We start from the raw sequence: 25,290 nt of genomic DNA, 5'->3' as shown, positions 1-25,290 counted from the left end.
TCCTGTCCGTTGGCTCAGGCGAAGTCCAGGGCCCGCCACGGGGAGCCCGGGTCCTGCGTGAGAACACGGTGGATATGCACGGTCTCCGCGTACTGCGGGCCGAACCAGCCATTGTCGAACGCCAGCAGGCGGCCCAGTGCATAACCCGCGGCGAATTCCTCCCACGAGCCGTACGCCTCCTTGGCCTGCGCGCCGACCCGCTGGACGGCCAGTTCGGCCTGCTGCGGCCCGCACAGCCGGGCACCGAGGCCCCAGCGGACGAGATTGACGGCGTGCGCGTAGTCGAGGGCGACGAGGGAGACGACCTGGCCGTTCGCGGGGAGCAGCCCGTCGGTACGGAACCGCTCCTCGTAGCGGCCGACGAGCTCGGGGGGCGCGGGGATCCCGGGGGGCCTGGTGGCAGCTGGTGCACCGGAGGCATCGGACGCGTCGGTGGCCTTGGGAGTGGCATCGGCGTCCCCCGCCGGCCCCTCGGACTTCTCGAATGTCGCGGCCGCTGCCTTGGCCTTCCCGGGCTGTTCCGGCTGCCCCGGTTGGCCCGACTGCCCCGACTGCCCTGCCTTCGCGGACGCGCGGGCGCGCAGTGCCGCCTCCGTGTCGGCCGGTACGAACTGTCCGCCGAGCAGCTGGTCCAGACGCTGCTGCCAGGACGCCGGATCGACCACCGACCACTGTTCGCGCAGCGTCTGCGCGTCCGTGGCGTGGTCGAGGAAGGCCGTGCCGAGCTCGTTCCACGGCACGCTGTGGTGCACCGCGATCGGCGCGCCGCAGGCCAGCCCATGGGCCAGCGGGCCGTGCAGCGGGCCGCCGAAGTGCGTGGCGAGCAGCCCGCCGGGCCGTACGCCGACCTGCGCGCGGACCCGCATCCAGGCGGCGCGGTGCGCGTGCGTGGCCAGCAGGGTCACCGCACACGGCGTCCCCGGATTGACCGCGAGCTGCCATTTGTCGTTCGGCCAGTCCTGAGCCAGCTCCTCGACCGAGACCCGGTCGAAGAACTGCTGCGGGTGCCACGGCGGCAGCATGCCGCGCGTCAGGACGGGAATGCAGGTGGCGCCCGTCGAGGGGTCGGTGTAGACGGGCAGCGGGTCCTGGCCCTGCTGCGGCGCCGCCAAATACAGATCCTCGCCGGCGATCGCCGTGACCTGTCCATCCCAGTCACCACGCGCCGTCGCTTCGCACAGCCGCCGCTCCGTCTCGGTCGGCGGCATCCATCCCGGAGTACCCACAGGCCAGACCCTACGGTGAGCGGGCGGTCCGCCGGGAATCGGGGGTTGCCGAACCGGCAAGAAAGATTGCCCGCTCATGACCCCGTATCGGAGGCTCCGCCCCATGAGCAATCACGAACTCCCGAGCAACGACGAACGCCTGGGCAGCCACGGGCAACTCGCCAACCACGAACGCCTGGGCAACCACGAACGTCTGGGCAACCACGGACACCTGGGCAACCACGTCCACCGGCACGACGTCACGGACCTCGACTGGGCGGAGATGGGTCCGCTCCTCGAACGGGGCGCCGAGATCCAGACCCCGTTCTTCGAAGCGGCGTCCGGGTGGCTGCGCGAACTCCTCACGGACGCCGCTGTCGTCACCGATACGGGCGTGGCCGCGGGCGTCGACGCGAGCTTTGGTCCCGGCCCGGCCCCCGGCCCCGCTTCTCCCTCCCGTGATGCCGCCCCCGCCGTAAGCCGGGTACTCGACGTGGGCAGCGGACCGGGCGTCACCGCCTGCCTCCTCGCCCGCGCCTTCCCCGACGCCGAGGTGGTCGCCGTCGACGCCACCGAAGCCCTCCTCGAGCGTGCCCGCGACCGCGCCGACCGCCTCGGGCTCGGCGACCGCGTCCGCACCCACCTCGCCGAACTCCCGGGCGGGCTCGACGCGCTGGGCGGGGCCGACCTCATCTGGTCCAGCAAGGCCCTGCACCACGTCGGCGACCAGCGCGGAGCGGTGGCCGCGCTGGCCGGCCATCTGCGGCCCGGCGGCCTGCTGGCCGTCTCCGAAGGCGGCCTCACCGCCCGCTTCCTGCCACGCGACATCGGCATCGGCCGTCCGGGGCTCCAGTCCCGCCTCGACGCCCTGTGGGAGGAGGGGTTCACCGAGATGCGTGCGGCGGTGCCCGATGCCGTGGCAGCGGTCGAGGACTGGCCGGCCTTCCTCGCCGACGCGGACCTGCGCACCCCGCGCACCCGCAGCTTCCTGCTGGACCTGCCCGCCCCGCTGTCCGCCGATGGGCGTGAATACGTGCGTGCCACGCTGCTCCGCGGCATCGAGATGTTCCGCGACCGTCTCGACGAGGAGGACCTCATGACCCTCACCCGCCTCACCGACCCGGAAGACGCCGCGGGCATCACCCGCCGCCCGGACGCCTTCCTGCTGTCAGCCCAGACGGTTCATACGGCACGGGCGCGGTCGTAGCAGTAGCGCCACGCGTCGGTGCTGTGACCGGTCGGCCTACGGGCTACGGCTCACGGCCTACGGCCCACCGGTCACAGCACCGTGGAGGTCGCCCCTCACCCCTCACTCACCCTCGCTCATCCCACCCCATCACTCTCCCTCACCCATCGGTTTCGGGGTGATCACCGCGAACGTCGCGCCCTGCTGGTCCGTCACGATGGCCATTCGGCCCGCCACCATGTCGAAGGGCTCCTTGAGTACCGAGCCGCCGGCCGCCGTCACCTTGGCGACCGTGCCATCGGCGTCCGCGACCGCGAAGTACGTCAGCCAGTGCGAGGGCGTGCCGGCCGGCAGCTCCGGCGGCATGGACGTCATTCCGCCGACCGGGCGGTCGTCGACCTTGAGCGCGAAGTAGCCCTCGGCGCCTTCCACTTCCATCGCCTCGGCCTTGATTCCGAATGCGGTCTCGTAGAAGGCCGCCGCGGCGTCCCGGTCGGTCGTGTTGAGCTGGTTCCAGACCACGGCGCCATGCTCGTTGACGATGCCGGCACCGGGGAATTCGAGCGCCTCCCAGACGCCGAACACAGCGCCGGTCGGGTCGGCGGCGATGCACATCCGGCCGAACTTCATCACATCCATGACCGGCATGACGACGGTGCCGCCGGCGGAGCCGATGGCCTCGCTGGTGGCGTCCACGTTGGTCGATGCCAGGTAGGTGGTCCATACGGTCGGCGGCGCGGGCTGGTCTTCCATCGGGACCGCGGCCATGATGCCGGCCACCGGCTTGTCGTTCAGATGGCACACGGAGTAACCGCCGGTATCCGCCGGTCCGATCTCGCCGGTCCAGCCGAAAACTGCGGAGTAGAAGTCGAGGGCGGCTTGCTGGTCGGGGGCCGCGAGATCGACCCAGCAGGGCGTCCCGGGCGAGTAGGGAGCGGTGACGTCGGGCATCGTTGCCTCCTAGGGAGCGGTCGATCCCCTACGGCGGCCATCACGTACGGCACGCCGAAGGGCCCCTCTCTCCACACTTACCGCCGCCCGCCGGGCCCGCCACTCGGCGGGCCCGGGTGCTGGTCGGAGCGGAAGCTGGTTCGACCGGGCCAGGCCGGTCCGACCAGGTCAGGTCCGGTCAGGTCAGGTCTTACGGAGGTGGCCGGGTCGGGCCTATGCGGTTCCCGGAATCCGGACCGGCGAGGGCGGCGCCGATGGCCCCGCTGCCATCAGACCGTCGGCCCCCGCAGCGCCTTCTCGTGCTGCATGTGCGTGAGGCGACGTACGAAGAGAATGGCGAGGACGGCGGCAGCGATGTTGAAGACATCGCTCGCCATGAGCCCGCTGAGCGCCCCCTTGATCTCTTCCGGTGTCTCGGCCTTGATGTACCGCTGGCTGGCAAGGCGTCCGAAGAGCAGGTCCACGACCCACAGCGCCCACCACCAGTTGAGCAGCGCCCTGGAACGGGAGCTTTCGTCGGCACTGGCGTTCCAGATGTCGGTGGCTATCCGGCGGGGAAACCACAGGTTGACCACCGGGACGATCCAGCCCCATATAGCCCAGCCGCGCTTCTTCGTGTGGTACTCGGGGGCGAAGACCTCGGCGTTGACGCGGGCTCGGTGGAACCAGACGATGAAAACCACGGCGGTGGCGAGTATGGCCACGAGCTGCACGTACCCGGACGCCCCGTACAGCGTGTCCGCCCGGTCGATCTCCTCCGAGCTCACGGAGCCGAGGTCGCCGACGATTCTGCCGACCAGTTCGTACGACTGACCGCCCTGCCACAGCGCGAACAGATCGGCGACGATGACGAGGCCGAGCAGGAGCATGACAGCCTTCGAGAGCCCGACAGGCGAGCGGAGAACGGCCGGCGGGCCGGGCGTAACGGACCAGCCGGGCGACGGCGGTGGTGGCGCGACGGGAATGTTGGACATGCGGAACCCCCCACAGGTTCTGGTTCACGGTGTTTGAGTGCGCAGTGGGCGTTTCTCCCCGAAACGGCACAAGCGCATGCGGAACTTACGTGTTTCACATACCCCCTGTCCATTCAAAAGGGGGGCAGGGGCCCGTCTTGCTCTCCACAGTCCACACGCCCGCGGACCATCGTGTCCGCCTGCTTGTTGTTCGGGGCTTTGGCGGGGCTTGTAGCTGCTGGGGTGTTGATAGCTAAATGGCTGGAATCGCTGGGCCGGCTGCGGAAGCGGTCAACCGTTTGAGAGAGTGCTCGTGGTCCGCGCTGGTCCCCCCGTGCCAGCGCGGGCCACTTGTGTTCACGCGGCTGCGCTGGTGCTTTCCGGGGCTGCGCACCAACTCGCCCGCAGTGAGCGTCATTGTTGCCACGAGGCGAACCCAGCGGGGGCTGTTCGCGGCAGCGCCCCGCACACCTCGACCACCGTTGACGGTGCCGCCAAGTCGACGGTGCCGCCTACAGGAAACTGGAAACTCCGCCGCTGCCACCGAGCGGCGGGCAGCGGCGGAGTCGCCAGGACCGGTCACATGTCGAAGGTGGCCGGGTCCGGGCCGATGCGGTTCCCGGCGTCCAGGCGGGCGAGGTCCGCGAGGTCCGCGTCGTCCAGCTCGAAGCCGAAGACGTCGATGTTCTCCCGGATCCGGGACGGGGTCACGGACTTGGGGATGACGACATTGCCGAGCTGGAGGTGCCAGCGCAGCACCACCTGGGCGGGGGTCCTGCCGTGCTTGGCGGCGAGCCCGGCGACCGTGGGGTCGCCGAGGAGCGTGCCCTGGCCGAGCGGCGACCAGGCCTCGGTCACGATGTTGTGCGCGGTGTGGAACGCCCGGGACTCGGCCTGCTGGAACTGCGGGTGCAGCTCGATCTGGTTGACGGCCGGGACGATCGACGTCTCGCCGAGCAGCCGCTCCAGGTGGGCGGGGAGGAAGTTGGAGACGCCGATGGCCTTGGCGCGGCCGTCCGCGTAGATCTTCTCCAGCGCCTTGTAGGTGTCGACGAACGTGTCCTTGGCAGGGACCGGCCAGTGGATCAGGTACAGATCCACGTAGTCCAGGCCGAGCTTGGCCAGGGACTCGTCGAAGGCGCGCAGGGCGGCGTCGTGGCCCTGATCGGTGTTCCACACCTTGGTCGTGACGAAGAGTTCCTCGCGGGGGATGCCGGAGGCGGCGATCGCCTTGCCGGTGCCCTCTTCGTTGCCGTAGATCGCCGCGGTGTCGATGCTGCGGTACCCGGCGTTCAGGGCGTGGCCCACCGCGGTGGTCGCTTCGTCGTCGGGGACCTGCCAGACGCCGAAGCCGAGCTGGGGCATCGAGATGCCGTTGTTGAGCGTGATGGACGGAACCTTGCTCACGGGGGGATCGATCCTTACGTCGACGTTCTTGTTCCAGGTAGTTCAACGATCATCCGCCGCATGACATTCCCGCGCATGCCGGTCGCGCGTTCGCTGAGGGCGATCGCATCGTCCGCAGTGACCAATGACGAGCCGATTCAAGCCCAAGGCCGTACTGGATGCGTTTGCACGCCGGCCGGGGGCCTCGGCGTGGCGGATGCCTTCCCCGGCATGATCACGTGGACCTAGGGTCCCACCATGAACGTCTCGAACAACATTGAGTCTGCCGCTCTCGTCTACGGAAACGTCACCCAGGGCGCCATCGTAGGCAACGCCCACGTACCCCGGGCGGACAAGACGAAGATGGCCGCGAACCTCGCCGAGAAGTTGGACGAGCAAGGCCCTCTCCTTGCCCTGACGACCGCGGGTCAGGCAGAGGTCGCCATCAGGCTCCTCGCGTTGACAGCCGAAGAGCACCCCGAGCTCACCGACGTGGCGGACAGGCTGGCCGAAGACCTCCAAGCCGGCCTCGACGCCCACAGGAGGTCGGTGAGGTGATCCAGCGGGAGGGCCCCACCAGCACGCCGCCGGGCCCGCAGGAGCGTGCCGCTCTTCCCGATCATGGAACGCATCCGCGTCGGCCGGCCAGGCGGAGGCCCCCCAAGCACACCACCCCGAGCCGAAGAACGAGCGCGCCAACTGGCAAGCCCGCGCCACAAAGGGCGGTCGACCCGTCGGCTTCGCTACACGTCCGAGCTCGCAGTCGACGGCGGTACCTCAAGGACGAAGAAGAGGAAGCCGATTTTGGTCGAAAGGGCGTGGAAGTCGTCGGGGAACAGTTCGCGGGCGGCCGGGTCGGGCTGCGGCTCGCTGATGACGGCAAGGCGGAAGCCTGCTCTGGTGAAGGCATCGGTCATCGCGTGCAACGGCCTGCGCCAGAAGCTCATCGCAACGGACTGGCCGTTGAACGTCATTTCGCAGGTATAGCTGGTGGTCGCGAAGTAGTCGGGTCGAGGATCCTGGATCGCGTAGTCCACGAAAGGGTGCTGCACTGACGCGATCAGTCGGCCGCCGGGCTTGAGTACGCGTCGCATCTCGGCCAGCGTCGGCCCCCAGTCCTCCAGGTAGTGCAGCACCAGCGAGGCGACCACGTCGTCGAACGCACCGTCGGCGAATGGCAGGGGGCCCTTCAAGTCGACCATGTGCAGGGCCGCGTCGGGACCGAGCCGCCGCCTGGCTAAGGCCAGCATCCCGGCGCTGGCGTCGATGCCGGTGACGTCGGCGCCTCGGTCGCGTAGTGCAGCGGACAGGGGGCCCGAGCCGCAGCCGGCGTCCAGGATCCGGCGGCCGGCCACGTCTCCGGCGAGGGCTGTCATCGCGGGCCGCTCGTAGTACGCGTTGAGGAGGTTGTTCTCGTTGTCCGCCGAGTACGCCTCGGCGAAGCTGTCGTAGTCATTCGCTGCCCGGGCCGGATCTGCGGGCTGGGCGAGAGTCTCGGGCATGTCGGTTACTCGGTCCATCGTCGCAGCATGATCTCTGCTGCTCCCTGACGTCACCGATTTCCCGCCGTGGCGCATTCCCGTGCATCCGGGCGGACTTTCGCAGTCGCCGAGACCAACTCGCAGAGTGTGAACGCGCCGGCGCAGAGCACCACCAGCCCGGCGAAGAGTTCAAGGGCGCCGGCCAGGCCCGGGAGCCCGCCCGCTGCCAGGGAGCGGCCGGGGGAGAGGGCGTCGGAGACCGTCATGGTCAGCCACAGCAGCCCGCCGCAGGCGAAGACCGCCGCGCTGCCGGCCCAGGCCAGGGCGAGTGGCGTACGGACGCGGAGCCGGGCCAGTGGCGTATGACGGGGCGTCAGCCGGGGGAAGAGGAGCAGCAGCAGGCCCACGGCGCCGGCGAGCGAGAGCAGGCCCTGTGCCCAGTGGTTCGCGTAGCCGACGACGTTGCGGGCGTGCACCTCGGCGGCCTCCATGCCCAGCGTCGAGCCCGAGCCCCACAGGAGATGGAGCACGCCGCTGGCGCCGATCAGTACGGCGGCGGGTGCCGCGAGGATCCGCTGCATCGCGCGGGTGCCGGTGTCCGGCAGGTCGTGCAGCCGGCGCCGCAGCAGGCCGCCCCAGCGTTGGTGTGCGTATATCGCGAAGGCGCCCAGCAGGGTGATGGCTTCGACGAGGAAGCCGCCGTAGACGATGAGGAAGACCCAGGGCTGGAGGAAGTCGCCGGCGTTCATGGGGTTCTGATAGCCGACGATGAGGCCGGTGAGGGTGCCGCCCACGACGCCGAGCACCAGCGGGATGAGCAGCCCGGACGCCATCCACAGGGGGAAGGTCAGCAGCCAGGCCGGCGCCCGGCGGCCGCCCGGGTGGGTGAGGGTGTGCGCCACCAGGGCGGCGATCGCATCGAGCAGGAAGGTGAAGGCGTTGACCGCGACCCAGGTCGGGTGGCTGATGCCGTGGGTGTCGACGACGCCGAGGTCGGAGCCGAGCACCCACAGCAGCTTCAGGGCGAGGTACGGGGCACAAGCGGCGATGGCGATCCGGCCGAGGAGCGTGAGGCGGCGGGGGTTCATGACCAGGAGTTTTCCGGGCACCGGCGGGCCGCACGTCCGGCGACGGAACGATCAGGGTCCGTCGCACGGGGGAGCGCCCGACGCTCGCCCCCCGCACCCGTCACGTGTGGTACAGCGCGTCCACCTCGACCGAATACGCCGCCTCGATCGCCTTCCGCTTGAGCTTCAACGACGGTGTCAGCAGACCGTGTTCCTCGCTGAACTGGTTGGCCAGTATCCGGAACGTACGGATCGACTCGGCCTGCGAGACCAGGGTGTTGGCGGCGACCACGGCCCGCCGGACCTCCGTTTCGAGGTCCGGGTCGCGCACCAGGTCCGACGGCGGCATCTCCGGCTTGCCGCGCATGGCCAGCCAGTGGGTGACCGCCTCCGGGTCCAGCGTCACCAGCGCGGCGATGAACGGACGGTCGTTGCCGACGACGATGCACTGCGCGACCAGCGGATGCGCCCGCACCCGCTCCTCCAGCGCCACCGGGGAGACCGTCTTGCCACCCGAGGTGACCAGGACTTCCTTCTTCCGCCCGGTGATCGTCAGGTAGCCGTCCTCGTCCAGCGCGCCCAGGTCTCCGGTGGCGAACCAGCCGTCGTGCAGCACGGCGTCGGTGGCCTTCGGGTCGTTGTGGTAGCCCTGGAAGATCTGGCCACCGTGGAGCCAGATCTCGCCGTCCTCCGCGATATGCACGGTGGTGCCGGGGATGGGGATGCCGACGGTGCCGTAGCGGGTCCGCTCGGGCGGGTTCGCGGTGGCGGCCGCCGTGCTCTCCGTCAGACCGTAGCCCTCGTAGATTGTCACGCCCGCGCCGGCGAAGAACAGCCCGAGCCGGCGCTCCATCGCCGAGCCGCCGGACATCGCGTGCCGGACGCGGCCGCCCATCGCCTCGCGGACCTTGCTGTAGACGAGCTTGTCGAAGAGCTGATGCTGCATCCGCAGGGCCGCGCCGGGGCCCGACGCGGTGCCGAACGCCTTGTGCTCCAGCGCCTCGGCGTAGCGCACCGCGACCTCCACGGCCTTGTCGAACGGTCCGACCTTGCCGTCCGCCTCCGCCTTCCGGCGGGCCGCGGCGAAGACCTTCTCGAAGATGTACGGCACCGCGAGGATGAAGGTCGGCCGGAACGTCTGGAGGTCGGGCAGCAGTGCACGGGCGGCGAGTTCGGGCTGGTGGGCCAGCTTGACCCGGCCGCGGATGGCGGCGACCTGGACCATCCGCCCGAAGACGTGCGCGAGGGGGAGGAAGAGGAGGGTGGCGGCCTCGTCGCCCGGCTTCGAGTGGAAGACCGTCTCGTGGCGCATGACGACGTTGTCCGCCTCGGCCATGAAGTTGGCGTGGGTGATGACGCAGCCCTTGGGGCGGCCTGTGGTGCCCGAGGTGTAGATGATGGTCGCGATGGCGTCGGGGGTGACGGCCATCCGGTGCCGGTGCACGACATCGTCCTCGATGTGCGCGCCGGCGGCGGTCAGTTCGGCGACCGGGTCACGGTCCAGTTGCCACAGCTTGCGGAGCCCGGGGATCCGGTCGATGACCGAGCCGACGGTCATCGCATGGTCCTCGTGCTCGACCAGGCACGCCGAGACGTCCGCGTTGTGCAGCATCCAGAAGACCTGCTCGGCGGACGACGTCGGATACAGCGGCACGGACTGGGCGCCGACGGACCACAGCGCGAAGTCGAACAGGGTCCACTCGTAGCGGGTGCGCGACATGATGCCGACCCGGTCGCCGAACCGTACGCCCTGGGCGAGCAGGCCCTTGGCGAGCGCCATCACCTCGTCCCGGAACTGCTCCGAGGTGACCTCCTGCCAGTGGCCGGCCTCGTCCTTACGTGCGAGGGCGACCCGGTCGGGCTCGGAGTCGGCATGATCGAAAACTACGTCCGCCAGCCCGCCGACCCGGGGCGCGGTCGCCAGCGGCGGGACGGTGAACTCGCGCAATGACTCGGCCCTTCGTGGTGCTCCTCACAGGGCCGCGACCGTACCCCAAGGTGGCGGGCGAGCGGCAGTGCCCTACCACGGCCCGAATACGTTGGTACCGGAACAGGCCAACGGATGAAATAGGGTTACTCCGGGTAAGCGTGGACATGATCCGGCCACTTCGACGCCGAAAAATCACGACGCCGGGACGGTATCTGCACCAAATCTCTGCACTTGCTGTTGAGCGTGTCGCCGTTTCGCGCCGAGTGGGTGATCATTACGGCATATGCAAACGGTCGCCACCGGCGAGAATGGCCTCGGCCAGCGCCTCGGCCGGCCCCCGCGCCGCGGCGTCCCGCCGTCCGTGCAGCAGTACGAATTCCACCCCGCCCAGCTCCGGCAGCCCGGCGCGTGACGGGACCCGGACCAGACCGGGCGGAATCATGCCGAGGGTGTGCGCCATGACGCCCAGGCCCGCGCGAGTCGCCGCGATCAGCCCGTTCAGGCTGCCGCTGGTGCAGGCGATCCGCCATTCCCTGCCCTGCCGCTCCAGCGCCTCCAGCGCCCGTGCCCGGGTCACCGCGGGCGGCGGATAGACCACCAACGGGACCGGCCGCTCCGGATCCAGCCGCAGCCGTTCGGTGCCCACCCACACCAGCCGGTCGCGCCACACCAGCCGCCCGCGCGACTCCTCCGGGCGCCGCTTGGCCAGTACGAGATCCAGTCGGCCGGCCGCCAGCAGCTCGTGCAGCGTCCCGGACAGCTCGACGGTCAGCTCCAGATCGACCTCGGGGTGCTCGCGCCGGAACCCCTCCAGCACCTCCGGCATCCGGGTCAGCACGAAGTCCTCCGACGCGCCGAACCGCAGCCTGCCGCGCAGCCGGGTGCCCGCGAAGAAGCCGGCGGCCCGCTCGTTCGCCTCCAGGATCGTGCCCGCGAACCCGAGCATCGCCTCGCCGCCCTCGGTCAGCTCCACGGCATGCGTGTCCCGCACGAACAACCGCCGCCCGGCGGCCTCCTCCAGCTTCCGCACGTGCTGGCTCACGGTCGACTGCCGCAGCCCGAGGCGATGCGCGGCCTGGGTGAAGCTCAGCGTCTGCGCGACGGTGAGGAAGGTGCGCAGCTGTACGGGGTCGAACACGGGGGCTCCTCGGGGCTCAGCGGAGTCTTATGGCGGTTGGTGGGCTGGTGGGCAGGTCGGCAGGTCGGGAGCGGCTCGTGGGCCCGTCGGCTCGTGACCTGTGGGCTCGTCGGTTCGTGGGCTGGTGGGCTCGGATGCCGGGGGTAGGCGTCGGGCATCTGTCGGATCCCGCGACGGGCCGCGGGCCGCTGCGCTCACCGCCCGTCCATCGCATTTCATAATGACAGTGACCACGGTAAGAGGGGTTCCCGATCGCCGCCACGAAGGGCAGGCTTGAGGTCATCGCGCACGCCGCCGTCGGTGCGCCGTCCACGCCACCGTCCAGGCCCGGCACGCCGCCACCGCCCCCGAGCCGCCGAACCACGTGAAGAGAGCCCATGCGCCGCCCTGTGATCCCGCTGCCCTCCTGGCTCCCCGTGGACGGATACATCCTGGCCCTGGTCGGCACCGTCGCCCTGGCGGCCGTCCTGCCCGCGCGCGGACCGGCGGCGACGGTCGCCGACGGCGCCTCCACCGGAGCCGTCGCACTGCTCTTCTTCCTCTACGGAGCCCGCCTCTCCACCCGCGAGGCACTGGCCGGGCTGCGCCACTGGCGGCTCCATCTCGCCGTCCTGGCCTGCACCTTCGTGGTCTTCCCACTGCTCGGCCTGGCCGCCAGCGGACTGGTCCCGTACGTCCTGCCGCCCGCCCTCTACACAGGCCTGCTGTTCCTCTGCCTGGTGCCCTCCACCATCCAGTCCTCGATAGCCTTCACCTCCATCGCCCGCGGCAATGTCGCCGCCGCGATCTGCGCCGGCTCCTTCTCCAGCCTCGTCGGCATCATCGCCACGCCCCTGCTGGCGGCACTCGTCCTCAACGGCGGCGGTTCCGGCGCCGGCTTCTCCGCCGGCTCACTCCTCTCCATCGCCTACCAACTCCTCCTCCCCTTCCTGGCCGGCCAGCTGCTACGACGCTGGACAGGCGGCTTCATCACCCGCCACAAGAAGGCCCTCGGCTACGTGGACCGCGGCTCGATACTGCTCGTCGTCTACACCGCCTTCAGCGCCGGCATGGTCGAGGGCATCTGGCACCAGGTCTCACCGCTGCGCCTGCTGTGTCTGCTGGGCGTCGAGGCCGTGCTGCTCGCGGTGATGCTGACCGGCACGGCGTACGGCTCGAAGAAGCTCGGCTTCCCGCGCGAGGACCGGATCGCGATCACCTTCGCCGGCTCGAAGAAGAGCCTGGCAGCCGGGCTTCCCATGGCCAGCGTCCTCTTCGGCGCACAGGCCGGGCTCGCGGTCCTGCCGCTGATGCTCTTCCACCAGATGCAGTTGATGGTGTGCGCGGTGCTGGCGAAGCGGTACGCGGCGAGGGCGGATGCCGGGGTGGAGACGGAGGCGGCGGCTGAGGCGGAGGCGGCGGCCGGTCGTGTGGCCGGTCGCGACACCGGCTCCGAGGCTGCTCCCGAGGCCGCCGCGTCCGGCGTGCCGGGCTAGGGGATGTCCGGCGGGTCATGGTCCATATGGGCTGCTTCGCCATGCGCGGGCAGGTGGAGGCTTCGATACTGGCCGCGCGGGGCGCCCGATGACGGGGCGCCATGACGAAGGCGTGCTGGCATGAACTCATCGATGTCCAGGGAATCCGGTTGCCGGATGATGAGGCGCACCGCGGAGGAGCTCGAGAAGAGCATTAATGCCGAAGAGGCTCGTGCGGAAAAGATCAGGCGCAGGATCGCCGAGCTGGAGGCGCAGCCCGATCCGGATGAGGAGCAGATCAACGCCCTCAAGCAGACGCTGGACGTCCTTGAGAAAAAGATCGAGGCGGACCGTCTGTCACTTTCCACGCTGGAGGACGTGATCACCGAGAACTGCTAGGTGCGTGCTGCTTCTCCTTCCCACCCCCGGTACCCACCGTGGCACAGCCGACCTGCGCCGCCGCTGCTCCGCAGAAGCACCGGCAGGTGCGGGCCCCCGTAGCCAGCCCTGCCGGCACCGGCCACTCAGTTCAGAGTGGTGACCGCCCCCGAAGTGCGGCGAGCCATCCGCCGTTACGTGCCCAGGCGCTTGAAACGCACAGGGGGTCGGAAACGGTCCTAGGACCGTTTGATCCGCAGCTTTAGAACGGGTGGGTGCCAGGGGCCCGCAGCCGGTCGTAGATGCTGCGCAGCCATGGCTGTCGTACGGCGGGCAGCCGTGCCAGCGTGTCGAGGAAGACCATCCGGTCCGGCTGGAAACGGCTCAATGGCCGCATCGGCAAGGGATCGTCGCGGAGGACACCGTCAGGCAGTCCGCCGGTCACCGGCACCGGCAGTCCGTCGCCGGGAAAGGCCAGATGCGCCCACGCATAGGCGGGCAGGGGCACCGTCCGCGCGGTGCTGGAGGGCCGCCATGGGGCGCCCGTTCGCGGATGCCGCGGCACCAGGAAGATGTCGGGGGCGGGGTCCGGGGCGGGCAGTCCAGGTCCGGCCAGCGCCAGGCCCTTCGCTGGTGTCCCGGTCGGGAGGTGCGCGTCGAGCGCGTTACCGAACAAGACCGTGACGAGGCCGTCGGGGACGGCCACGGGTGTCCCCGACGAGGCAGCCAGCAGGTACGCCAGTCCCGCGCCAACAGCCGCCTCCCACTGCGGACTCCATCGCCCGGACTGATCGGCCGGCGGCGGGCCCTGCCGCTCCGGAAGCGCCGCCGTCGTCCATCCGGCGGGCTCGTCGGTGTGGAGGCCGCGTACGGCGTCCGGGGCGAACCAGACCGTCTGCCAGAGCGAGCAGTCGTCGATGCGGGTCGCCACTGCCCGTCCGCACTGCTCGCACGCGAGGTTCGGGCCGTCGCGTCCGTCCAGGCCACAGCAGAAGCCGCCGCATCGCTCCGGAATCAGGACGGTGCCGCGTGTGTCGCCGGGTGCCATCACGATCGCTCCCGGGGCGCCGTAGGACAGGCCGTACACCGGCGCGAACACGCCGCGGGCCGCTGCCTCGTCCGCTCCGACTTCGCTCCATCGCCGCCATGGCGGCCCGGAGGGTTCCGGGTCCACGGCATACGTGCCCGGATCCATGAGCACCGGGAGCAGTACTCCGTTTCCCCACTTCTGGTGGGTGTGGACGGGAAGCGCAACCCGGGAAACCGGGGCACTCAACACGGCGTCGCATCCCGCACACGCGAACACCGTCATGCACCCTCCCCGCCCCCGACGTGCGAATTGTCCCCGGCTCCATGGTCTGGAACCAACAGATTTTGCGCGGTCACGGGCGGGGCGTGGCGACGGTGAGCGTACGACCCCACGTACGACCCGATGTACGACCCGATGGTGAGTCAGGTCCGCCGTCACGTCCGCCGTCACTTCTCGACGAAGAGGAGGTCCTCGGAGGGATGTGTCATCCGCACGGTCTCGCTGTTGGTGATCTCGACGATGTTGTGCAGGCCGGTCAGTTCGCGCGACGGGGTGGCCGACAGGATGCGGAACCTGTCCGCGGCGCCGCCCAGGTACGCGGGGAGGCAGGCCAGCGAAGTGTTGCCGAGTGACAGGTACTCCTTCAGTCGGCGGAACAGCTTCGGAAGGATCACCGCGTCATCGGTGATCGAGGTCATCCCGGTGATCTTCGCCCCGGTCAGAGTCACATCGCCCAGCGAACCGCTCGTGGTGTTCCACACGCCCTTGCCGGGGTCAGCCTTCGCCTGCTGGGCGGCGGTGGTCAGCTCACTGCGCAGATCCGTGGGCAGGCCCGAGTAGAAGGTGGGGTAGGCCAGCCCCTCCGTGAGCAGGTGGTAGTTGGCAGTCTGCTTCAGGAGCTTCGCCCTGACGTCGATCTCGTAGCCACTGGCCCCCGGCGGGACGCCCTTGCCGACCAGCGCCACGCAGCGGCCGAAGACGTCGCTGCCGCGGGTGAGGACGAAGCCCGGGACTGCGTCAGGGGTGGCGGAGATGTTCTCGTGGCCGGTTTCGGGGTCGAGTGTGCGCCGGATGTCGGTGAAGCCGAGCCACGTCAGCAGCGCGTCCGTAGCGGCATCGCCGAACTTCCGCGGCTGGCGTTCCTCCGTCCCGTAGTTTCCCGCGAAGTGGGTCTCCAGCGCGTCGACGCCTTCCAGGCGCACATCGACGTGACCGTCCCTTCCGGGCTCCGGCTTGTGACACCCCGGGACGAGCTTCCATTCGCCCACGTAGTCCGGAATGAACGGGACGGTGTCCCCGTCGGGCCTGGTGCGGCCCGAAAGATGGAATGATCCCTTGATCAGCAGCATTGGCATGGCAACTCCCACAAAACTCCCACGAACGCCGGGACGGGCCGTAGGCGGATGGATGCCTTGCAAGGCGATTGCACAGAAGAACGAACCAGTTCCCTACCATGCTGCGACCGGCTCGGCGCCACCGCCATCGGGGCACGTTCGTCGCTCGTCATGGGGCGTTCTCCCATGGCCAGGCCGCGCGGTCAGTAGGAACGGCGCGTCGAGGGCACGCTGCTCACGGTGATGCTGACCGGCACGGTGTACGGCTCGAAGAAGGTGTGGGCCGAGGGCCAGACGGAGACCGCATAGCCGGCCGAACCGCGGTCGACCCGAAGGCCCCGAGGTCGGGCAGACACGTGACACGCGACATGTGCCCACTCGGCCCGTGGCCGAAAGGGCACCCTAGCCGTCCAACGCCAAGTCCAGTCATAACAGAGGTCCGTTGCCCCCAAAGTGAGGCGGGAGACACGGCATGACGACGGCCGATGAGGCGGTGGACCTGGCAGCAGGTCCACCCGTGACCCCTGACCAGCGTCCGATGCACGAACGCAGCACCGCCGATCTGCGCGAGGAGATCCTGTCCGGCGCCGCCCCTCCCGGCATGGGCCACCGCCGACAGACCATGCGCCCCGCCCAGGGAATGTGGCTTGTCGGCCCCGGCGAGACCTTCCCGTGGATAGTCGAGGTTCGCAGACGTGGGATCGACGCCCGCTTCGCCCTCTTGGAGGTCGAGGCCCTGTCCGAGCCTCCGGCTCGGATCGTCAAAGCCCTCCAACTGACCGTTGGGCAACGGGCCGTCCTACGTCATCTCTTGCTGACCTTCGACGGGGAGCCGGCAGCCCTGATCAAGGTGTACTTCCCTCACGACATCCTCGCCGGAACCCCGATCACCGATCGTCGCCTCATTCGCGGCGGCATTCCCTCCCTACTCACCCACCTCGGCTACCCCGTCCTGCGGTGCGTGGACTTGGTTACCGCCCAGGCCCCGACACAAGAGCAGAACGCCGTTCTGCGGCTGCCTGAAGCGGTGCCGCTGCTGCGCACATTCCGTGTGGGGTACAGCACTGAGGACCGGCCCGTGATCGTCACCGACGCGATGGAAGCGGCGCATCTCTTCGAGTTGCAGTACGAGTTCTCCTCGGCGTCGCCTCGCTGACCGACCTGTAAGACGTTCGGAGATGCGCTCGCCCTCGCCCTGGCGGGAGACTCCGTTAGGCCTTCCCATCGAGGTGATCGGGGAGGCCTAACGGCGTCTCCTGCTAGGAACTGCCCGATGCAGAGTGGGCTCGGCTCGGTTGACGCCCGCACCTGCCGAACCTCGTGCGGGACGGGCGATGTCAGACCCATGTGCTTTCGTTGCCGCAGTGACGTTCGACGATGTTCGACGCGGAAGGGAAGCGCATGAACCGCGAGCAGTGGCAGCCGTTCCTCAAACGCTGGAGCGAGGAGTGGATCGACGGGCACGATCCCGAGCGGGACGGGCCCTTGGACGAGGAGGCCGTACGGGACGGCTGGCTCGGATTCGTCCCGGCAAGTGCGGATGAGGTCGCGGCAGCCGAGGCCCGCCTGGGCCGGGAGTTGCCGCCCTCGCTCCGCGAGTTCCTGCTGACCACCAACGGGTGGCGGGACGCGGGGAACTTCATCTACCGGCTCGCCGGCACCTCCGAGCTCGCCTGGCTGGCCGATACCGACGAGGACTCCGGCTGGATCGACGCATACAGCGAAACCGAGTTCGCCGATGAGGACATGGAGCCCGAGGGGGAGATCCTCGCCCGTTCGCTGCGCCTCTCTCTCGACGGTGACGCCGCCGTCATGCTCCTCGACCCCAAGGACGTCGACGAGCGCGGCGAATGGGCCGGATACTGGCTCGCCTCGTGGTCAGGAATGGGGCCGGAACGCTTCGACTCCTTCTACGACCTGATGCACGACCAGTACACCCGGTTCCACAGCCTCCGTCGGGGAAGGGGCGAGAGCGAATCATGAGCGCAGCCGCCAGGGCGGCCTGTTGAGGCGGGCGCTCAGCTCCACCAGACGCGGAAGTCGGTGGACAACGACCTCAGGGCGTCCAACTGAGCAGCCAGTTCGGGTGCGGATGCCTCCAACCGCTGCCCCTCCACCATCGGTGCGGAGTTGTAGATCTTGCGTAGTGCGAAGCCCCAGTCGGAAGGGTTCGCGGGAGCATGTCCGGCCGTGACGTTCAACCGGTGCAGCTCGTAGCGGATCTTTGCGCTTTCGGCTCGTGTGACGGCGCAGGAGTCGAACGCGGACCACAACTGGGGATCTGTCATCCGGGCGAGCCGGGCCGGCGTGAGGGTTGTGTTGTCGAGCAGTTGGCAGGCCAGGCGTCGGACTACTGAGGCCGGGCCGACGCTGTCCCATGAGGTGTGCAGCCGTGCCTCCGCACAGATCAGGTCGACAAGGGATGCGGCGGTCTCGTGGTCGGCTGACACCGCGGAGTCCTTGAGATCGAGCCGGCTCAGGATGAGGGCTGGATCGGTGTCGAGGCGCCCGGCGGCACGGCCACTGCGCACGAAAGAATCGAGATGGTCGAGATTCAGCAAGCCGGTGCGGTTGGTGAGTGGCGAGGGCGGCTGTCCGTCGAGTGCGGTGATGACGGCCTCGGTACGGATTCCGTGCTGCTCGATCAGGGGATGGATGGGGTCGGTCCGCAGCGACTGCAAGCCGATGGCGTGATGGTCGAGGCCGGCGACGCCTTCGAAGGTGTGGCTCAGCGGCAGGTGGCCGATGTCATGCACCAGCGCCGCGACCCGGAGAAGTTCGTCCTGCGGACGGAAGTGTGCGACCAGCGCGAGTACGCCGAGGGTGTGCTCAAGCCTGGAGTATGACTGCAAGGTGCTGATCGTCGAGGCCCCGCCGTGCGCGACGAAGTGCAGGCGCCGTAGCGGTTCGGTGCGCAGCAGCTCCACTTCCACGGGGTTCAGGGAGACGGATATCCGCCACAGGGGGTCGGTGAACTCTGCGGTGAGGCCGACAACACTGGTCGGGACGGGTAACGCGACGGCGCCCCCGGAGCCCTGCACCGAGCCCTGATTCATTTGGTTATCCATCAAATCACTCTAGGGCGGGCCTCTGCTGAAGGTCGCCAACCGATCGAACCTCATCGAGGCCCGGTTCACCGTCCTGCGCTACTTCGTCTTTCGCTTCATGCCGCTCGCTAGATTGCTAGGATGCTAGCATTCGCGTGTGAGCGATGAGGGAGTCAAGCAGTTCAACGTGTACCTGCCGATCGGGCTGATCAAGCAGGTCAAGTTCCGCGCCATCGAGTCGGGCATGTCCTTGTCGGCGTTGGTCGCTGACGCACTGCGCGCCTACCTCGACGACGGCCCTGGGCACACACAGCAATCGACTGACAAGGAGTCCTGACATGGCAACCGAAGGAATCGAGGCCGTGTTCCTGACGACCCATAACTGGGGCAAGGCGGCGAAGTTCTTCCAGTCGCTGGGCTACGAGTTGGACTTCTCCACCGACCACAACTCCGGCCAGCTCCGCAACGGCGACGGGCCGTACGTGTTCATCGCCGAGGTCCCCGAAGAGCAGGAGCCCCAGACGCAGATCGTGCTGAAGGTGCCGGACGCGGACACGTTCCGACCCGATCCTTCCGTCGAGGTGGTCACGCCGTTCGAGGACACCCATTACGGGACCCAGGAGATGACCGTCCGCGACCCCGACGGGCGTCTGTGGAGCCTCCAGGCTCCCGCCAAGAACTGACCGCAACGAAATCGCAGGGGGAACATCATGGCTGGCAGACAGACCGAGGCGCCGGACAGCAGCGCGGTGCGGACCGCCCTGTGGAGGGCGATGCATGTGCAGGTCGACCCGCCGCCCCACGTGCTCGAGGACGAGATCGGCCTGCAGTTAGCGGCTCCCGACGATGACTGGCGGCGCCGCCCGGACATGGACCCGCGCGGCACGAGCACCTTCCGGGCGGCCATTGTGGCCCGTGCTCGTTTCATCGAGGACCTGATCGTCGAGCAGGTCGACCACGGTGTCACCCAGTACGTCGTCCTGGGGGCCGGGCTCGACACCTTTGCCCAGCGTAGGCCGGAGATCGCCGCCCGCCTGCGGGTCTTCGAGATCGACCAACCGGTCACCCAGGCCTGGAAGCGCCAACGTCTGATCGAGCTCGGCCACGGGATCCCCGACTGGCTACGGCTGGTGCCGGTCGACTTCGAGGCGGGTGGGGACTGGTGGGGGCAGCTGTCCGCCGCCGGCTTCGATCCCGGGCGGCCGGCGGTGGTCGTCTGCACCGGCGTCACGATGTACCTCACCAAAGACGCCACCGCGGCGACCGTGCGCCGGCTCGCCGGGCTCGCCCCCGGCTCGACGCTCGCCATGACGTTCATGCTGCCGACCGAACTCGTCGATGAAGTCGATCGCCCCGCGCTGGAGGCGACCAAGCCACAGGCGCAAGCAGCCGGAACGCCGTTCATCAGCTTCTACAGCCCGCAGGAGATGCTGGCACTGGCCAGCGACGCCGGCTTCAAAGACGCCCGACATGTGTCGGGAGCTGCGCTGGCCGAACGTTACTTCGCCGGTCGGACCGACGGCCTTCGCCCGTCAAGCGGAGAGGACGTACTGGTGGCCACTACCTGACGCTCTTCGGCCACTGCCTGTTCCGTCCCACGGTCATGCTGCCACCGCCCACTGACATCGCCGTCCCCGGCAATCTCAGTGGGCGGTATCGGGCATCACGACCAGGGGCATCATGGCCAGGGGCGCCACCGCCCCTCAGCCCTCACTGCCCCTCAGCCATCACCCCCACGCACCTCGTCCAGCGGCAGCCCGAGGACCAGTGAGCCCTCCGGCCAGGCGTCGCCCGTGCGTGTCCCGGCCAGTTCGGTGTTCGTCAGTCCGCGCCGGTAGACATGTACTTCGTCCAGCGCGCCGGTGAACTGGGCACGGCTGTCCGGCTTCTGGCCGAGGTGGACGCCGAAGACCGAGTTACGGCTGACCGACCCGGGGACGTCCGGGACGACGCTGGTCGCGAAGCCGTCCACGGTGAGGATGAGCAGGCCGGTGGTGCGGCGCAGCGCGAGATGGTGCCATTCGCCGTCGTTGTAGGCCCCGGTGGACGCTACCTGGGCGGTGGCGGCCGGCGCGGCGCCGTCGACGGTGGTGATGTGTGCGGTGATCCGGTCGTGTGCCGGGTCGGCGCGTAGCGCGACCTGCGGGGACCTGCTGCCCACGCCGCCCATCCACAGCAGCGGCTGTTCGCCGCTGGTGGCGGAGTAGCGGAACCAGAGGGTGCAGGTGAAGTCGTCGGTGCCCAGGGGCAGGGACTCGCGGAAGGGCAGGCGTACGGCGTCGTCCTTGCCGTCGAAGGACAGCGCGTCGCCGAAGACGCCGTCGGCGGTGCGGGCGCCGCCCAGTACGAGGGCGGGCCGGGCGCCCCGTGCGTCGTCGGGGGTCGTCGGGTCGGGGCCGCGGCGCGGGCCGAGCCAGCCCTCGGTGAAGCGGGCGAAGCGGATCTCGTCGTGGGCGTCGGCCTTGCCGCCTTCGTAGAGCAGGCCGGTGAGGTCGGGTGTGATGGCGGCCATGTCCGAGTAGCCGGACCAGTCGCCGGTGACCCGGGCGCCCCGGTCGACGCCCTCCCAGGTGCGGCCCTCGTCCCAGGAGGAGCGGATGGTCATGGTGCGGCGGCGGTCGGGGTCGGCGGGCGCCGCGAACAGGGTGCGGCTGCGTCCGCCGGCGGCGCGGGAGGACGGCAGGCGCAGCGCCGAAGCCTGCACCATGGGGCTGTAGAGGTCGGGGATCGCGCGGAACGGTGCGGTGAAGGTGTTGCCGCCGTCGCGGCTGACCGCGAAGTCCCGGTGGCCCAGGTCGGTGCCGTCCTGTTCGCGGCCGTTGACGTAGATCGAGCCGTCGGAGCGTTCCAGGAGCGTCATTTCCGACGGCTTCTGGCGGAAGGTGCCGTCGTCGGCGATCGGCCAGCTGTCCAGCGCGCCGACCCGCCATGTCTTGCCGCCGTCGTCGCTGTGGATCAGGGCGGCGTGGTTGGCGGTGACGCGGCCGTCTGCGTAGCTCTCGGAGTTGATGCCGAAGACCAGCCGGCCGGCGTACCGGCCGTGGGTGAGCTGGATGCCGTGGATGGGGCCGGTGGCGTACCAGGAGTTCCACTGCGGGGGGCGGATGGCGGGGGTCAGATCGCGGGGTGCGGACCAGGTGGCGCCGTCGTCGTCGCTGTACTGGAGGTGCGGGGTGCGGTCGCAGGGGACGTCGCAGCTTTTGCCGTCGTCGCGGCCCTTGTTGTAGGTCTCGGCGATGACGATCCGTCCGGTGCGGCGGTCCACGATGGGGGCCGGATTGCCGTGTGTGTCGCCGTCGCCGTGGTTGATGATCTGGAGCGGGCCCCAGGTGTGTCCGCCGTCGGTGGAGCGTTTGACGACGAGGTCGATGTCGCCCGCGTCGCCGCAGTCGTGGGCCCGGCCCTCGGCGAACGCGAGAAGGGTGCCGCGTACGGACTTCACGATGGCCGGTATACGGAAGCACGCATAGCCCTTTTCGTGGGCGGCTTTGAAGAGAACCTGCTGGTCGAAGCCGCCGGTCGGGGGAGCGGCGGCCGGGGCGGCGGTAGCGAGGGGAGCGGTCTGCGATACGGGGCTCGTTCCCGGCGTGGCGTCAGTTGCGGACTGTACGGCCTGCGCGGGGGTGGTCGGGAGGAGGGCGAGGGCCGCGGCGGCCAGTGCGGCGAGCGTGGCCGTGGCGCGGTGTCGCCGCGGTCTGCTGCGGGGGCTGGGGTGCGCGCGGAGAACAACTGACGTCATGGTCCGGCCTGCCCTTCGAGGCATTGGCGACGGGTCATCAGGACATCCAACGTCCTATGTGCAGTTGTGTCGGAAGCTACTGCCGCGTGCGGACAGCGACAAGGAGCCTGCGTCGGTTCTCCCCCTGGGGGGTGGAATTCACTCTCCCGGCCCGCAGCAGGCCCGCAGTCAGAGCGCCTGGTGGTGCGCCTGTTGTGCCTGGTGCGTCGGGAGGGAGGGGAGGGTCGGTTGAGCTGGGAGGGTCGGATTCGGCGCACGCTGCGCCTGTGGCGGGCGTGCCGAAGGTGTCAGCCCCGCTCTGCCGTACGCGCCGCCCACCCCGCGCGTGCCATGTGCGTCGCCGCCCCGGGTGTGCGGTACGCGCCGCCTGCCCAGCGCCTGACCCTGCGTCACGGCAGAAGCACCACCTTGCCGAGGTTGCCCCGCGCCTCGATGATCTCGTGCGCCTTCGCGGCGTCGGCCAGCGGTAGTTCGGCGTGCACGGCGGCCCGCAGCTGCCCGGAACCGGCGAGCTCCCACAGCTGTGCCCGGTGTCGCTCGTACAGCTCCGAGTGGACCTCGGCGAACCGCCGCATCGTCAGCCCGGTGATGGTCTTGGACCCCGCCAGCAGTTCCCACGCCGGGACCGTGCCGCCGCCGGAGTTGAAGAAGATCAGCCGTCCGCCGGGTGCGAGTGCGGCGAGGGCGGACGGCAGCAGCTCGCCGCCGACGCCGTCCAGCACGATGTCGACCGGCTCGCCCCAGGACTCCTGGTCGTACGTGACGACCTCGTCGGCCCCGAGCCCGTACAGGAACTCCGCCTTCGCCGCTGAGCTGACGGCGGCCACCACCCGTGGCACGCCCTGGAGTTTGGCCAGTTGGACGACGAGATGCCCGGTGCCGCTGGCCGCACCGGTGATCAGCACGGACTCGGCGCCGACCGGCGCGGCGGTGCTCAGCGCGGCGAGCGCGACATGCCCGGAGCGCACCAGTGCCACCGCCTGCACCGCGCTCGCATCGTCGGGGATCCGGCTGGCCAGGAAGGCGGGCGCGAGGGCGAGTTCGCAGTACGAGCCGCTGAAGGTGAGTGAGGTGACGCGGTCGCCGACGGCGAAGCCGGTGACGTCCGGGCCGAGCGCAACGACCTCACCGGCGATCTCGCCACCGGGCGTGCCGGGCAGCGGATCGCCCCCTCCGTTGCCGTCCCCGCGCACCCGCCGCACACACGGCAGCGTCACGCCGATCGCCTCCGTACGCACCAGCAGCTCGCCGGGGCCGGGCTCGGGGGCCTCGGTCTCGTCGACGCGCAGGACTTCGGGGCCGCCGTAGGCATGGAATCGGACTCGGCGCATGGGCGGACACCTCCGGGATCGCGGACCGGCGTGCAGCACATGCACCGGCCCCGTTTCATTGGGTGCCCCAACAATAACCAGAAAACCATTGGGAGAACCAACCGTTTTTCGTTGGGTACCCCAATGGACTCGGTGGAATCCCGATACGGTGATCCCATGTCCGACATCCCCTACGCCCCCAGCCGCATCCGTGCCCTCCCCAGCTGGCTGCTGGGCCGCGCCGCCGCACGCGGCCACCGCCTCGTCGCCGACGCACTCGCCTCCGAGGGCATGCGGATGATGCATCACGCCGTGCTCTCGGCGGTCGCCGAACTCGGCCCGGTCTCCCAGGCGGAGCTCGGCCGGACGCTGAGCATCGACCCCAAGGACATGGTCGCCATCGTCAACGACCTCCAGAAGGACGAGCTGGTCACCCGGACCCCCGACCCCAAGGACCGGCGCAAGAACGCCATCGAGATCTCGGCGGAGGGCCGCCGGCGGCTGCGCCGTACGCAGCGCCTCGGCGACGAGGCCAACGCGGAACTGACCGCGGCCCTGAGTGCGGAGGAGCGCGAGCAGTTGATCGCGCTGCTGACGCGTATCGCACTGCCGGGGGAGTGAGGCGAGGCGGCTACGGCGGCGCCCGGCTTCGGCCCGCGCCGGCCTCAGCCCCTGCCCGTATCCGTGTCGCTCTCAGCCCGTCTCGGCATTGCCCCGTGCCGGCATTGCCCCGTGCCGGCTTCAGCCCGTGGCAGCAGCGGCGCGCAGGACCGACTCGCCCAGGCGGTGCTCGCCCGCGTACACGTTCATGGAGGTCCCGCGCAGAAATCCGACCAGGGTCAGCCCGGTCTCCGCCGCCAGGTCGACGGCGAGCGAGGAGGGGGCGGAGACCGCGGCGAGGACCGGGATGCCCGCCATCACGGCCTTCTGCGCCAGCTCGAACGAGGCCCGGCCGGACACCATCAGCACACAGGACGACAGCGGCAGCAGGCCCTGCTGCAACGCCCGCCCGACGATCTTGTCGACGGCGTTGTGGCGCCCCACGTCCTCCCGTATGTCCAGCAGTTCGCCGTCCGTGGTGAACAGCGCGGCGGCATGCAGGCCCCCGGTCCGCTCGAAGACGCGCTGGGCGGCTCGCAGTCGGTCGGGGAGGTCTGCCAGTGTCGCCGGGTCGATGCGGACCGGGGTGTCGGGCGAGGTGTCCAGGTCCCAGCGGGCACTGGTGCGCACCGCGTCCAGGCTGGCCTTGCCGCACAGTCCGCAGGAGGACGTCGTGTAGACGTTGCGTTCCAGGGTGATGTCGGGGACGGGGACACCGTCCGCGAGCCGGACGTCGACGACGTTGTAGGTATTGGACCCGTCCTCCGTTGCCCCCGCGCAGTAGACGATGTTCGCCAGCTCTTCCGTACGGCCGAGGACTCCCTCACTCACCAGGAAGCCCGCGGCCAGCGCGAAGTCATCGCCCGGCGTGCGCATCGTGATCGCCAGCGGCTTGCCGCCCAGCCGGATCTCCAGCGGCTCCTCGGCGACGAGGGTGTCCGGGCGGGTGCTCACGACACCGTCGCGGATGCGGATGACGCGGCGTCGCTCGGTGACCCGTCCCATGCCTGATCAGTCCCAGTCGTTCGGTGAACTTGACGATTTCATTGTCCTGCACGGGGAGGGGTGAGGTTGCGGCCGCCTCCACAGCACGGGGCGCCC

General features: G+C 69.7%; 24 protein-coding genes. 10 read left to right on the top strand and 14 right to left on the bottom strand.

The genetic code is table 11. The features are described 5' to 3' along the window. Positions 1–14 precede the first annotated feature (14 nt). The gene (locus FCH28_RS14650) at positions 15–1,208 is read right to left on the bottom strand and encodes a DUF1266 domain-containing protein (RefSeq protein ID WP_136740301.1); all 1,194 of its coding nucleotides are present in this window, start codon (positions 1,206–1,208) and stop codon (positions 15–17) included. 121 nt (positions 1,209–1,329) lie between these two features. Between FCH28_RS14650 and FCH28_RS14645 the strand changes: the two genes are divergently transcribed. Beyond that, the gene (locus tag FCH28_RS14645; RefSeq protein WP_246102844.1) at positions 1,330–2,412 is read left to right on the top strand and encodes a class I SAM-dependent methyltransferase; all 1,083 of its coding nucleotides are present in this window, start codon (positions 1,330–1,332) and stop codon (positions 2,410–2,412) included. 129 nt (positions 2,413–2,541) lie between these two features. Here FCH28_RS14645 and FCH28_RS14640 read toward each other — a convergent pair whose 3' ends face one another. The 3 genes from FCH28_RS14640 to FCH28_RS14630 form a co-directional block, all read right to left on the bottom strand. Next, positions 2,542–3,342, bottom strand: coding sequence for a VOC family protein (locus FCH28_RS14640; protein ID WP_136740300.1), 801 nt, complete (start codon positions 3,340–3,342; stop codon positions 2,542–2,544). Positions 3,343–3,611: 269 nt separating this feature from the next. Further along, on the bottom strand, positions 3,612–4,316 hold the full coding sequence (locus FCH28_RS14635) for a DUF4328 domain-containing protein (protein ID WP_136740299.1): 705 nt from the start codon (positions 4,314–4,316) through the stop codon (positions 3,612–3,614). 558 nt (positions 4,317–4,874) lie between these two features. Then, the gene (locus FCH28_RS14630) at positions 4,875–5,702 is read right to left on the bottom strand and encodes an aldo/keto reductase (protein ID WP_136740298.1); all 828 of its coding nucleotides are present in this window, start codon (positions 5,700–5,702) and stop codon (positions 4,875–4,877) included. Between the two features lie 237 nt (positions 5,703–5,939). On the opposite strand from FCH28_RS14630, the gene FCH28_RS14625 reads away from it, so the two are divergent. Beyond that, the gene (locus FCH28_RS14625; RefSeq protein WP_136740297.1) at positions 5,940–6,239 is read left to right on the top strand and encodes a hypothetical protein; all 300 of its coding nucleotides are present in this window, start codon (positions 5,940–5,942) and stop codon (positions 6,237–6,239) included. 185 nt (positions 6,240–6,424) lie between these two features. On the opposite strand, the gene FCH28_RS14620 is transcribed toward FCH28_RS14625, so the two are convergent. From FCH28_RS14620 to FCH28_RS14605, 4 genes are all read right to left on the bottom strand, one after another. Next, positions 6,425–7,201 carry a class I SAM-dependent methyltransferase gene (locus tag FCH28_RS14620; protein ID WP_136740296.1) on the bottom strand — a complete coding sequence of 259 codons (777 nt, stop codon included), beginning with the start codon at positions 7,199–7,201 and terminating at the stop codon, positions 6,425–6,427. A gap of 32 nt (positions 7,202–7,233) precedes the next feature. Continuing rightward, on the bottom strand, positions 7,234–8,250 hold the full coding sequence (locus FCH28_RS14615) for a hypothetical protein (RefSeq protein WP_187363834.1): 1,017 nt from the start codon (positions 8,248–8,250) through the stop codon (positions 7,234–7,236). Between the two features lie 100 nt (positions 8,251–8,350). Continuing rightward, positions 8,351–10,177 carry an AMP-dependent synthetase/ligase gene (locus tag FCH28_RS14610; protein WP_246102843.1) on the bottom strand — a complete coding sequence of 609 codons (1,827 nt, stop codon included), beginning with the start codon at positions 10,175–10,177 and terminating at the stop codon, positions 8,351–8,353. A 256-nt stretch (positions 10,178–10,433) separates the two neighbouring features. Continuing rightward, entirely contained in the window at positions 10,434–11,297 is an 864-nt protein-coding gene (locus FCH28_RS14605) for a LysR family transcriptional regulator (RefSeq protein WP_136740295.1), read from the bottom strand. Positions 11,298–11,674: 377 nt separating this feature from the next. On the opposite strand from FCH28_RS14605, the gene FCH28_RS14600 reads away from it, so the two are divergent. Next, entirely contained in the window at positions 11,675–12,772 is a 1,098-nt protein-coding gene (locus FCH28_RS14600; RefSeq protein ID WP_136740294.1) for a bile acid:sodium symporter family protein, read from the top strand. Between the two features lie 120 nt (positions 12,773–12,892). Continuing rightward, positions 12,893–13,150 (top strand): DUF342 domain-containing protein, encoded by a 258-nt coding sequence (locus FCH28_RS14595; RefSeq protein ID WP_136740293.1) that lies wholly within the window; start codon positions 12,893–12,895, stop codon positions 13,148–13,150. 241 nt (positions 13,151–13,391) lie between these two features. Here the strand turns inward: FCH28_RS14595 and FCH28_RS14590 are convergent, their stop codons facing one another. Together FCH28_RS14590 and FCH28_RS14585 are read right to left on the bottom strand one after the other, a co-directional pair. Beyond that, positions 13,392–14,441: a hypothetical protein gene (locus FCH28_RS14590; RefSeq protein ID WP_136740292.1), complete on the bottom strand. Its 1,050-nt coding sequence runs from the start codon at positions 14,439–14,441 to the stop codon at positions 13,392–13,394. 164 nt (positions 14,442–14,605) lie between these two features. Then, positions 14,606–15,514 (bottom strand): thermonuclease family protein, encoded by a 909-nt coding sequence (locus FCH28_RS14585; RefSeq protein WP_136740291.1) that lies wholly within the window; start codon positions 15,512–15,514, stop codon positions 14,606–14,608. 451 nt (positions 15,515–15,965) lie between these two features. Here FCH28_RS14585 and FCH28_RS14580 point away from each other — a divergent pair, with 451 nt between their 5' ends. Next, the gene (locus FCH28_RS14580; RefSeq protein ID WP_136740290.1) at positions 15,966–16,649 is read left to right on the top strand and encodes a UTRA domain-containing protein; all 684 of its coding nucleotides are present in this window, start codon (positions 15,966–15,968) and stop codon (positions 16,647–16,649) included. Positions 16,650–16,894: 245 nt separating this feature from the next. Then, positions 16,895–17,476 carry an SMI1/KNR4 family protein gene (locus FCH28_RS14575; RefSeq protein ID WP_169314157.1) on the top strand — a complete coding sequence of 194 codons (582 nt, stop codon included), beginning with the start codon at positions 16,895–16,897 and terminating at the stop codon, positions 17,474–17,476. A gap of 35 nt (positions 17,477–17,511) precedes the next feature. Here FCH28_RS14575 and FCH28_RS14570 read toward each other — a convergent pair whose 3' ends face one another. After that, positions 17,512–18,561 (bottom strand): HD domain-containing protein, encoded by a 1,050-nt coding sequence (locus FCH28_RS14570; protein ID WP_246102842.1) that lies wholly within the window; start codon positions 18,559–18,561, stop codon positions 17,512–17,514. A 136-nt stretch (positions 18,562–18,697) separates the two neighbouring features. Here FCH28_RS14570 and FCH28_RS14565 point away from each other — a divergent pair, with 136 nt between their 5' ends. From FCH28_RS14565 to FCH28_RS14555, 3 genes are read left to right on the top strand one after another with little or no spacing between them, the layout of a single operon-like run. Then, positions 18,698–18,877 (top strand): ribbon-helix-helix domain-containing protein, encoded by a 180-nt coding sequence (locus FCH28_RS14565; RefSeq protein ID WP_136740288.1) that lies wholly within the window; start codon positions 18,698–18,700, stop codon positions 18,875–18,877. Position 18,878: 1 nt separating this feature from the next. After that, positions 18,879–19,223, top strand: coding sequence for a VOC family protein (locus FCH28_RS14560; RefSeq protein WP_136740287.1), 345 nt, complete (start codon positions 18,879–18,881; stop codon positions 19,221–19,223). Between the two features lie 27 nt (positions 19,224–19,250). After that, entirely contained in the window at positions 19,251–20,108 is an 858-nt protein-coding gene (locus FCH28_RS14555) for a class I SAM-dependent methyltransferase (RefSeq protein ID WP_136740286.1), read from the top strand. A gap of 152 nt (positions 20,109–20,260) precedes the next feature. Here the strand turns inward: FCH28_RS14555 and FCH28_RS14550 are convergent, their stop codons facing one another. Together FCH28_RS14550 and FCH28_RS14545 are read right to left on the bottom strand one after the other, a co-directional pair. After that, complete coding sequence (locus FCH28_RS14550; RefSeq protein WP_136740285.1) at positions 20,261–22,279, bottom strand: exo-alpha-sialidase; 2,019 nt, start codon at positions 22,277–22,279, stop codon at positions 20,261–20,263. A gap of 389 nt (positions 22,280–22,668) precedes the next feature. Beyond that, positions 22,669–23,610: a quinone oxidoreductase family protein gene (locus tag FCH28_RS14545; RefSeq protein ID WP_136740284.1), complete on the bottom strand. Its 942-nt coding sequence runs from the start codon at positions 23,608–23,610 to the stop codon at positions 22,669–22,671. Positions 23,611–23,766: 156 nt separating this feature from the next. Here FCH28_RS14545 and FCH28_RS14540 point away from each other — a divergent pair, with 156 nt between their 5' ends. Continuing rightward, positions 23,767–24,210, top strand: coding sequence for a MarR family winged helix-turn-helix transcriptional regulator (locus FCH28_RS14540; protein ID WP_136740283.1), 444 nt, complete (start codon positions 23,767–23,769; stop codon positions 24,208–24,210). Between the two features lie 120 nt (positions 24,211–24,330). Here the strand turns inward: FCH28_RS14540 and fdhD are convergent, their stop codons facing one another. Further along, positions 24,331–25,194 carry a formate dehydrogenase accessory sulfurtransferase FdhD gene (fdhD, locus tag FCH28_RS14535; protein ID WP_136740282.1) on the bottom strand — a complete coding sequence of 288 codons (864 nt, stop codon included), beginning with the start codon at positions 25,192–25,194 and terminating at the stop codon, positions 24,331–24,333. Positions 25,195–25,290 lie beyond the last annotated feature (96 nt).

The organism is Streptomyces piniterrae (assembly GCF_005048155.1).
GTDB lineage: Bacteria > Actinomycetota > Actinomycetes > Streptomycetales > Streptomycetaceae > Streptomyces > Streptomyces piniterrae.
This window is presented reverse-complemented; position numbering and strand designations above follow the sequence as displayed.

What these genes read in the sequence shown, in the direction of transcription:
- FCH28_RS14650 (WP_136740301.1), bottom strand. Translation starts at nt 1,208, where the DNA reads ATGCCGCCGACCGAGACGGAGCGGCGGCTGTGCGAAGCGACGGCGCGT.
- FCH28_RS14645 (WP_246102844.1), top strand. Translation starts at nt 1,330, where the DNA reads ATGAGCAATCACGAACTCCCGAGCAACGACGAACGCCTGGGCAGCCAC.
- FCH28_RS14640 (WP_136740300.1), bottom strand. Translation starts at nt 3,342, where the DNA reads ATGCCCGACGTCACCGCTCCCTACTCGCCCGGGACGCCCTGCTGGGTC.
- FCH28_RS14635 (WP_136740299.1), bottom strand. Translation starts at nt 4,316, where the DNA reads ATGTCCAACATTCCCGTCGCGCCACCACCGCCGTCGCCCGGCTGGTCC.
- FCH28_RS14625 (WP_136740297.1), top strand. Translation starts at nt 5,940, where the DNA reads ATGAACGTCTCGAACAACATTGAGTCTGCCGCTCTCGTCTACGGAAAC.
- FCH28_RS14620 (WP_136740296.1), bottom strand. Translation starts at nt 7,201, where the DNA reads ATGGACCGAGTAACCGACATGCCCGAGACTCTCGCCCAGCCCGCAGAT.
- FCH28_RS14615 (WP_187363834.1), bottom strand. Translation starts at nt 8,250, where the DNA reads ATGAACCCCCGCCGCCTCACGCTCCTCGGCCGGATCGCCATCGCCGCT.
- FCH28_RS14600 (WP_136740294.1), top strand. Translation starts at nt 11,675, where the DNA reads ATGCGCCGCCCTGTGATCCCGCTGCCCTCCTGGCTCCCCGTGGACGGA.
- FCH28_RS14595 (WP_136740293.1), top strand. Translation starts at nt 12,893, where the DNA reads ATGAACTCATCGATGTCCAGGGAATCCGGTTGCCGGATGATGAGGCGC.
- FCH28_RS14590 (WP_136740292.1), bottom strand. Translation starts at nt 14,441, where the DNA reads ATGACGGTGTTCGCGTGTGCGGGATGCGACGCCGTGTTGAGTGCCCCG.
- FCH28_RS14585 (WP_136740291.1), bottom strand. Translation starts at nt 15,514, where the DNA reads ATGCCAATGCTGCTGATCAAGGGATCATTCCATCTTTCGGGCCGCACC.
- FCH28_RS14580 (WP_136740290.1), top strand. Translation starts at nt 15,966, where the DNA reads ATGACGACGGCCGATGAGGCGGTGGACCTGGCAGCAGGTCCACCCGTG.
- FCH28_RS14575 (WP_169314157.1), top strand. Translation starts at nt 16,895, where the DNA reads ATGAACCGCGAGCAGTGGCAGCCGTTCCTCAAACGCTGGAGCGAGGAG.
- FCH28_RS14570 (WP_246102842.1), bottom strand. Translation starts at nt 18,561, where the DNA reads ATGGATAACCAAATGAATCAGGGCTCGGTGCAGGGCTCCGGGGGCGCC.
- FCH28_RS14560 (WP_136740287.1), top strand. Translation starts at nt 18,879, where the DNA reads ATGGCAACCGAAGGAATCGAGGCCGTGTTCCTGACGACCCATAACTGG.
- FCH28_RS14555 (WP_136740286.1), top strand. Translation starts at nt 19,251, where the DNA reads ATGGCTGGCAGACAGACCGAGGCGCCGGACAGCAGCGCGGTGCGGACC.
- FCH28_RS14550 (WP_136740285.1), bottom strand. Translation starts at nt 22,279, where the DNA reads ATGACGTCAGTTGTTCTCCGCGCGCACCCCAGCCCCCGCAGCAGACCG.
- FCH28_RS14545 (WP_136740284.1), bottom strand. Translation starts at nt 23,610, where the DNA reads ATGCGCCGAGTCCGATTCCATGCCTACGGCGGCCCCGAAGTCCTGCGC.
- FCH28_RS14540 (WP_136740283.1), top strand. Translation starts at nt 23,767, where the DNA reads ATGTCCGACATCCCCTACGCCCCCAGCCGCATCCGTGCCCTCCCCAGC.
- fdhD (WP_136740282.1), bottom strand. Translation starts at nt 25,194, where the DNA reads ATGGGACGGGTCACCGAGCGACGCCGCGTCATCCGCATCCGCGACGGT.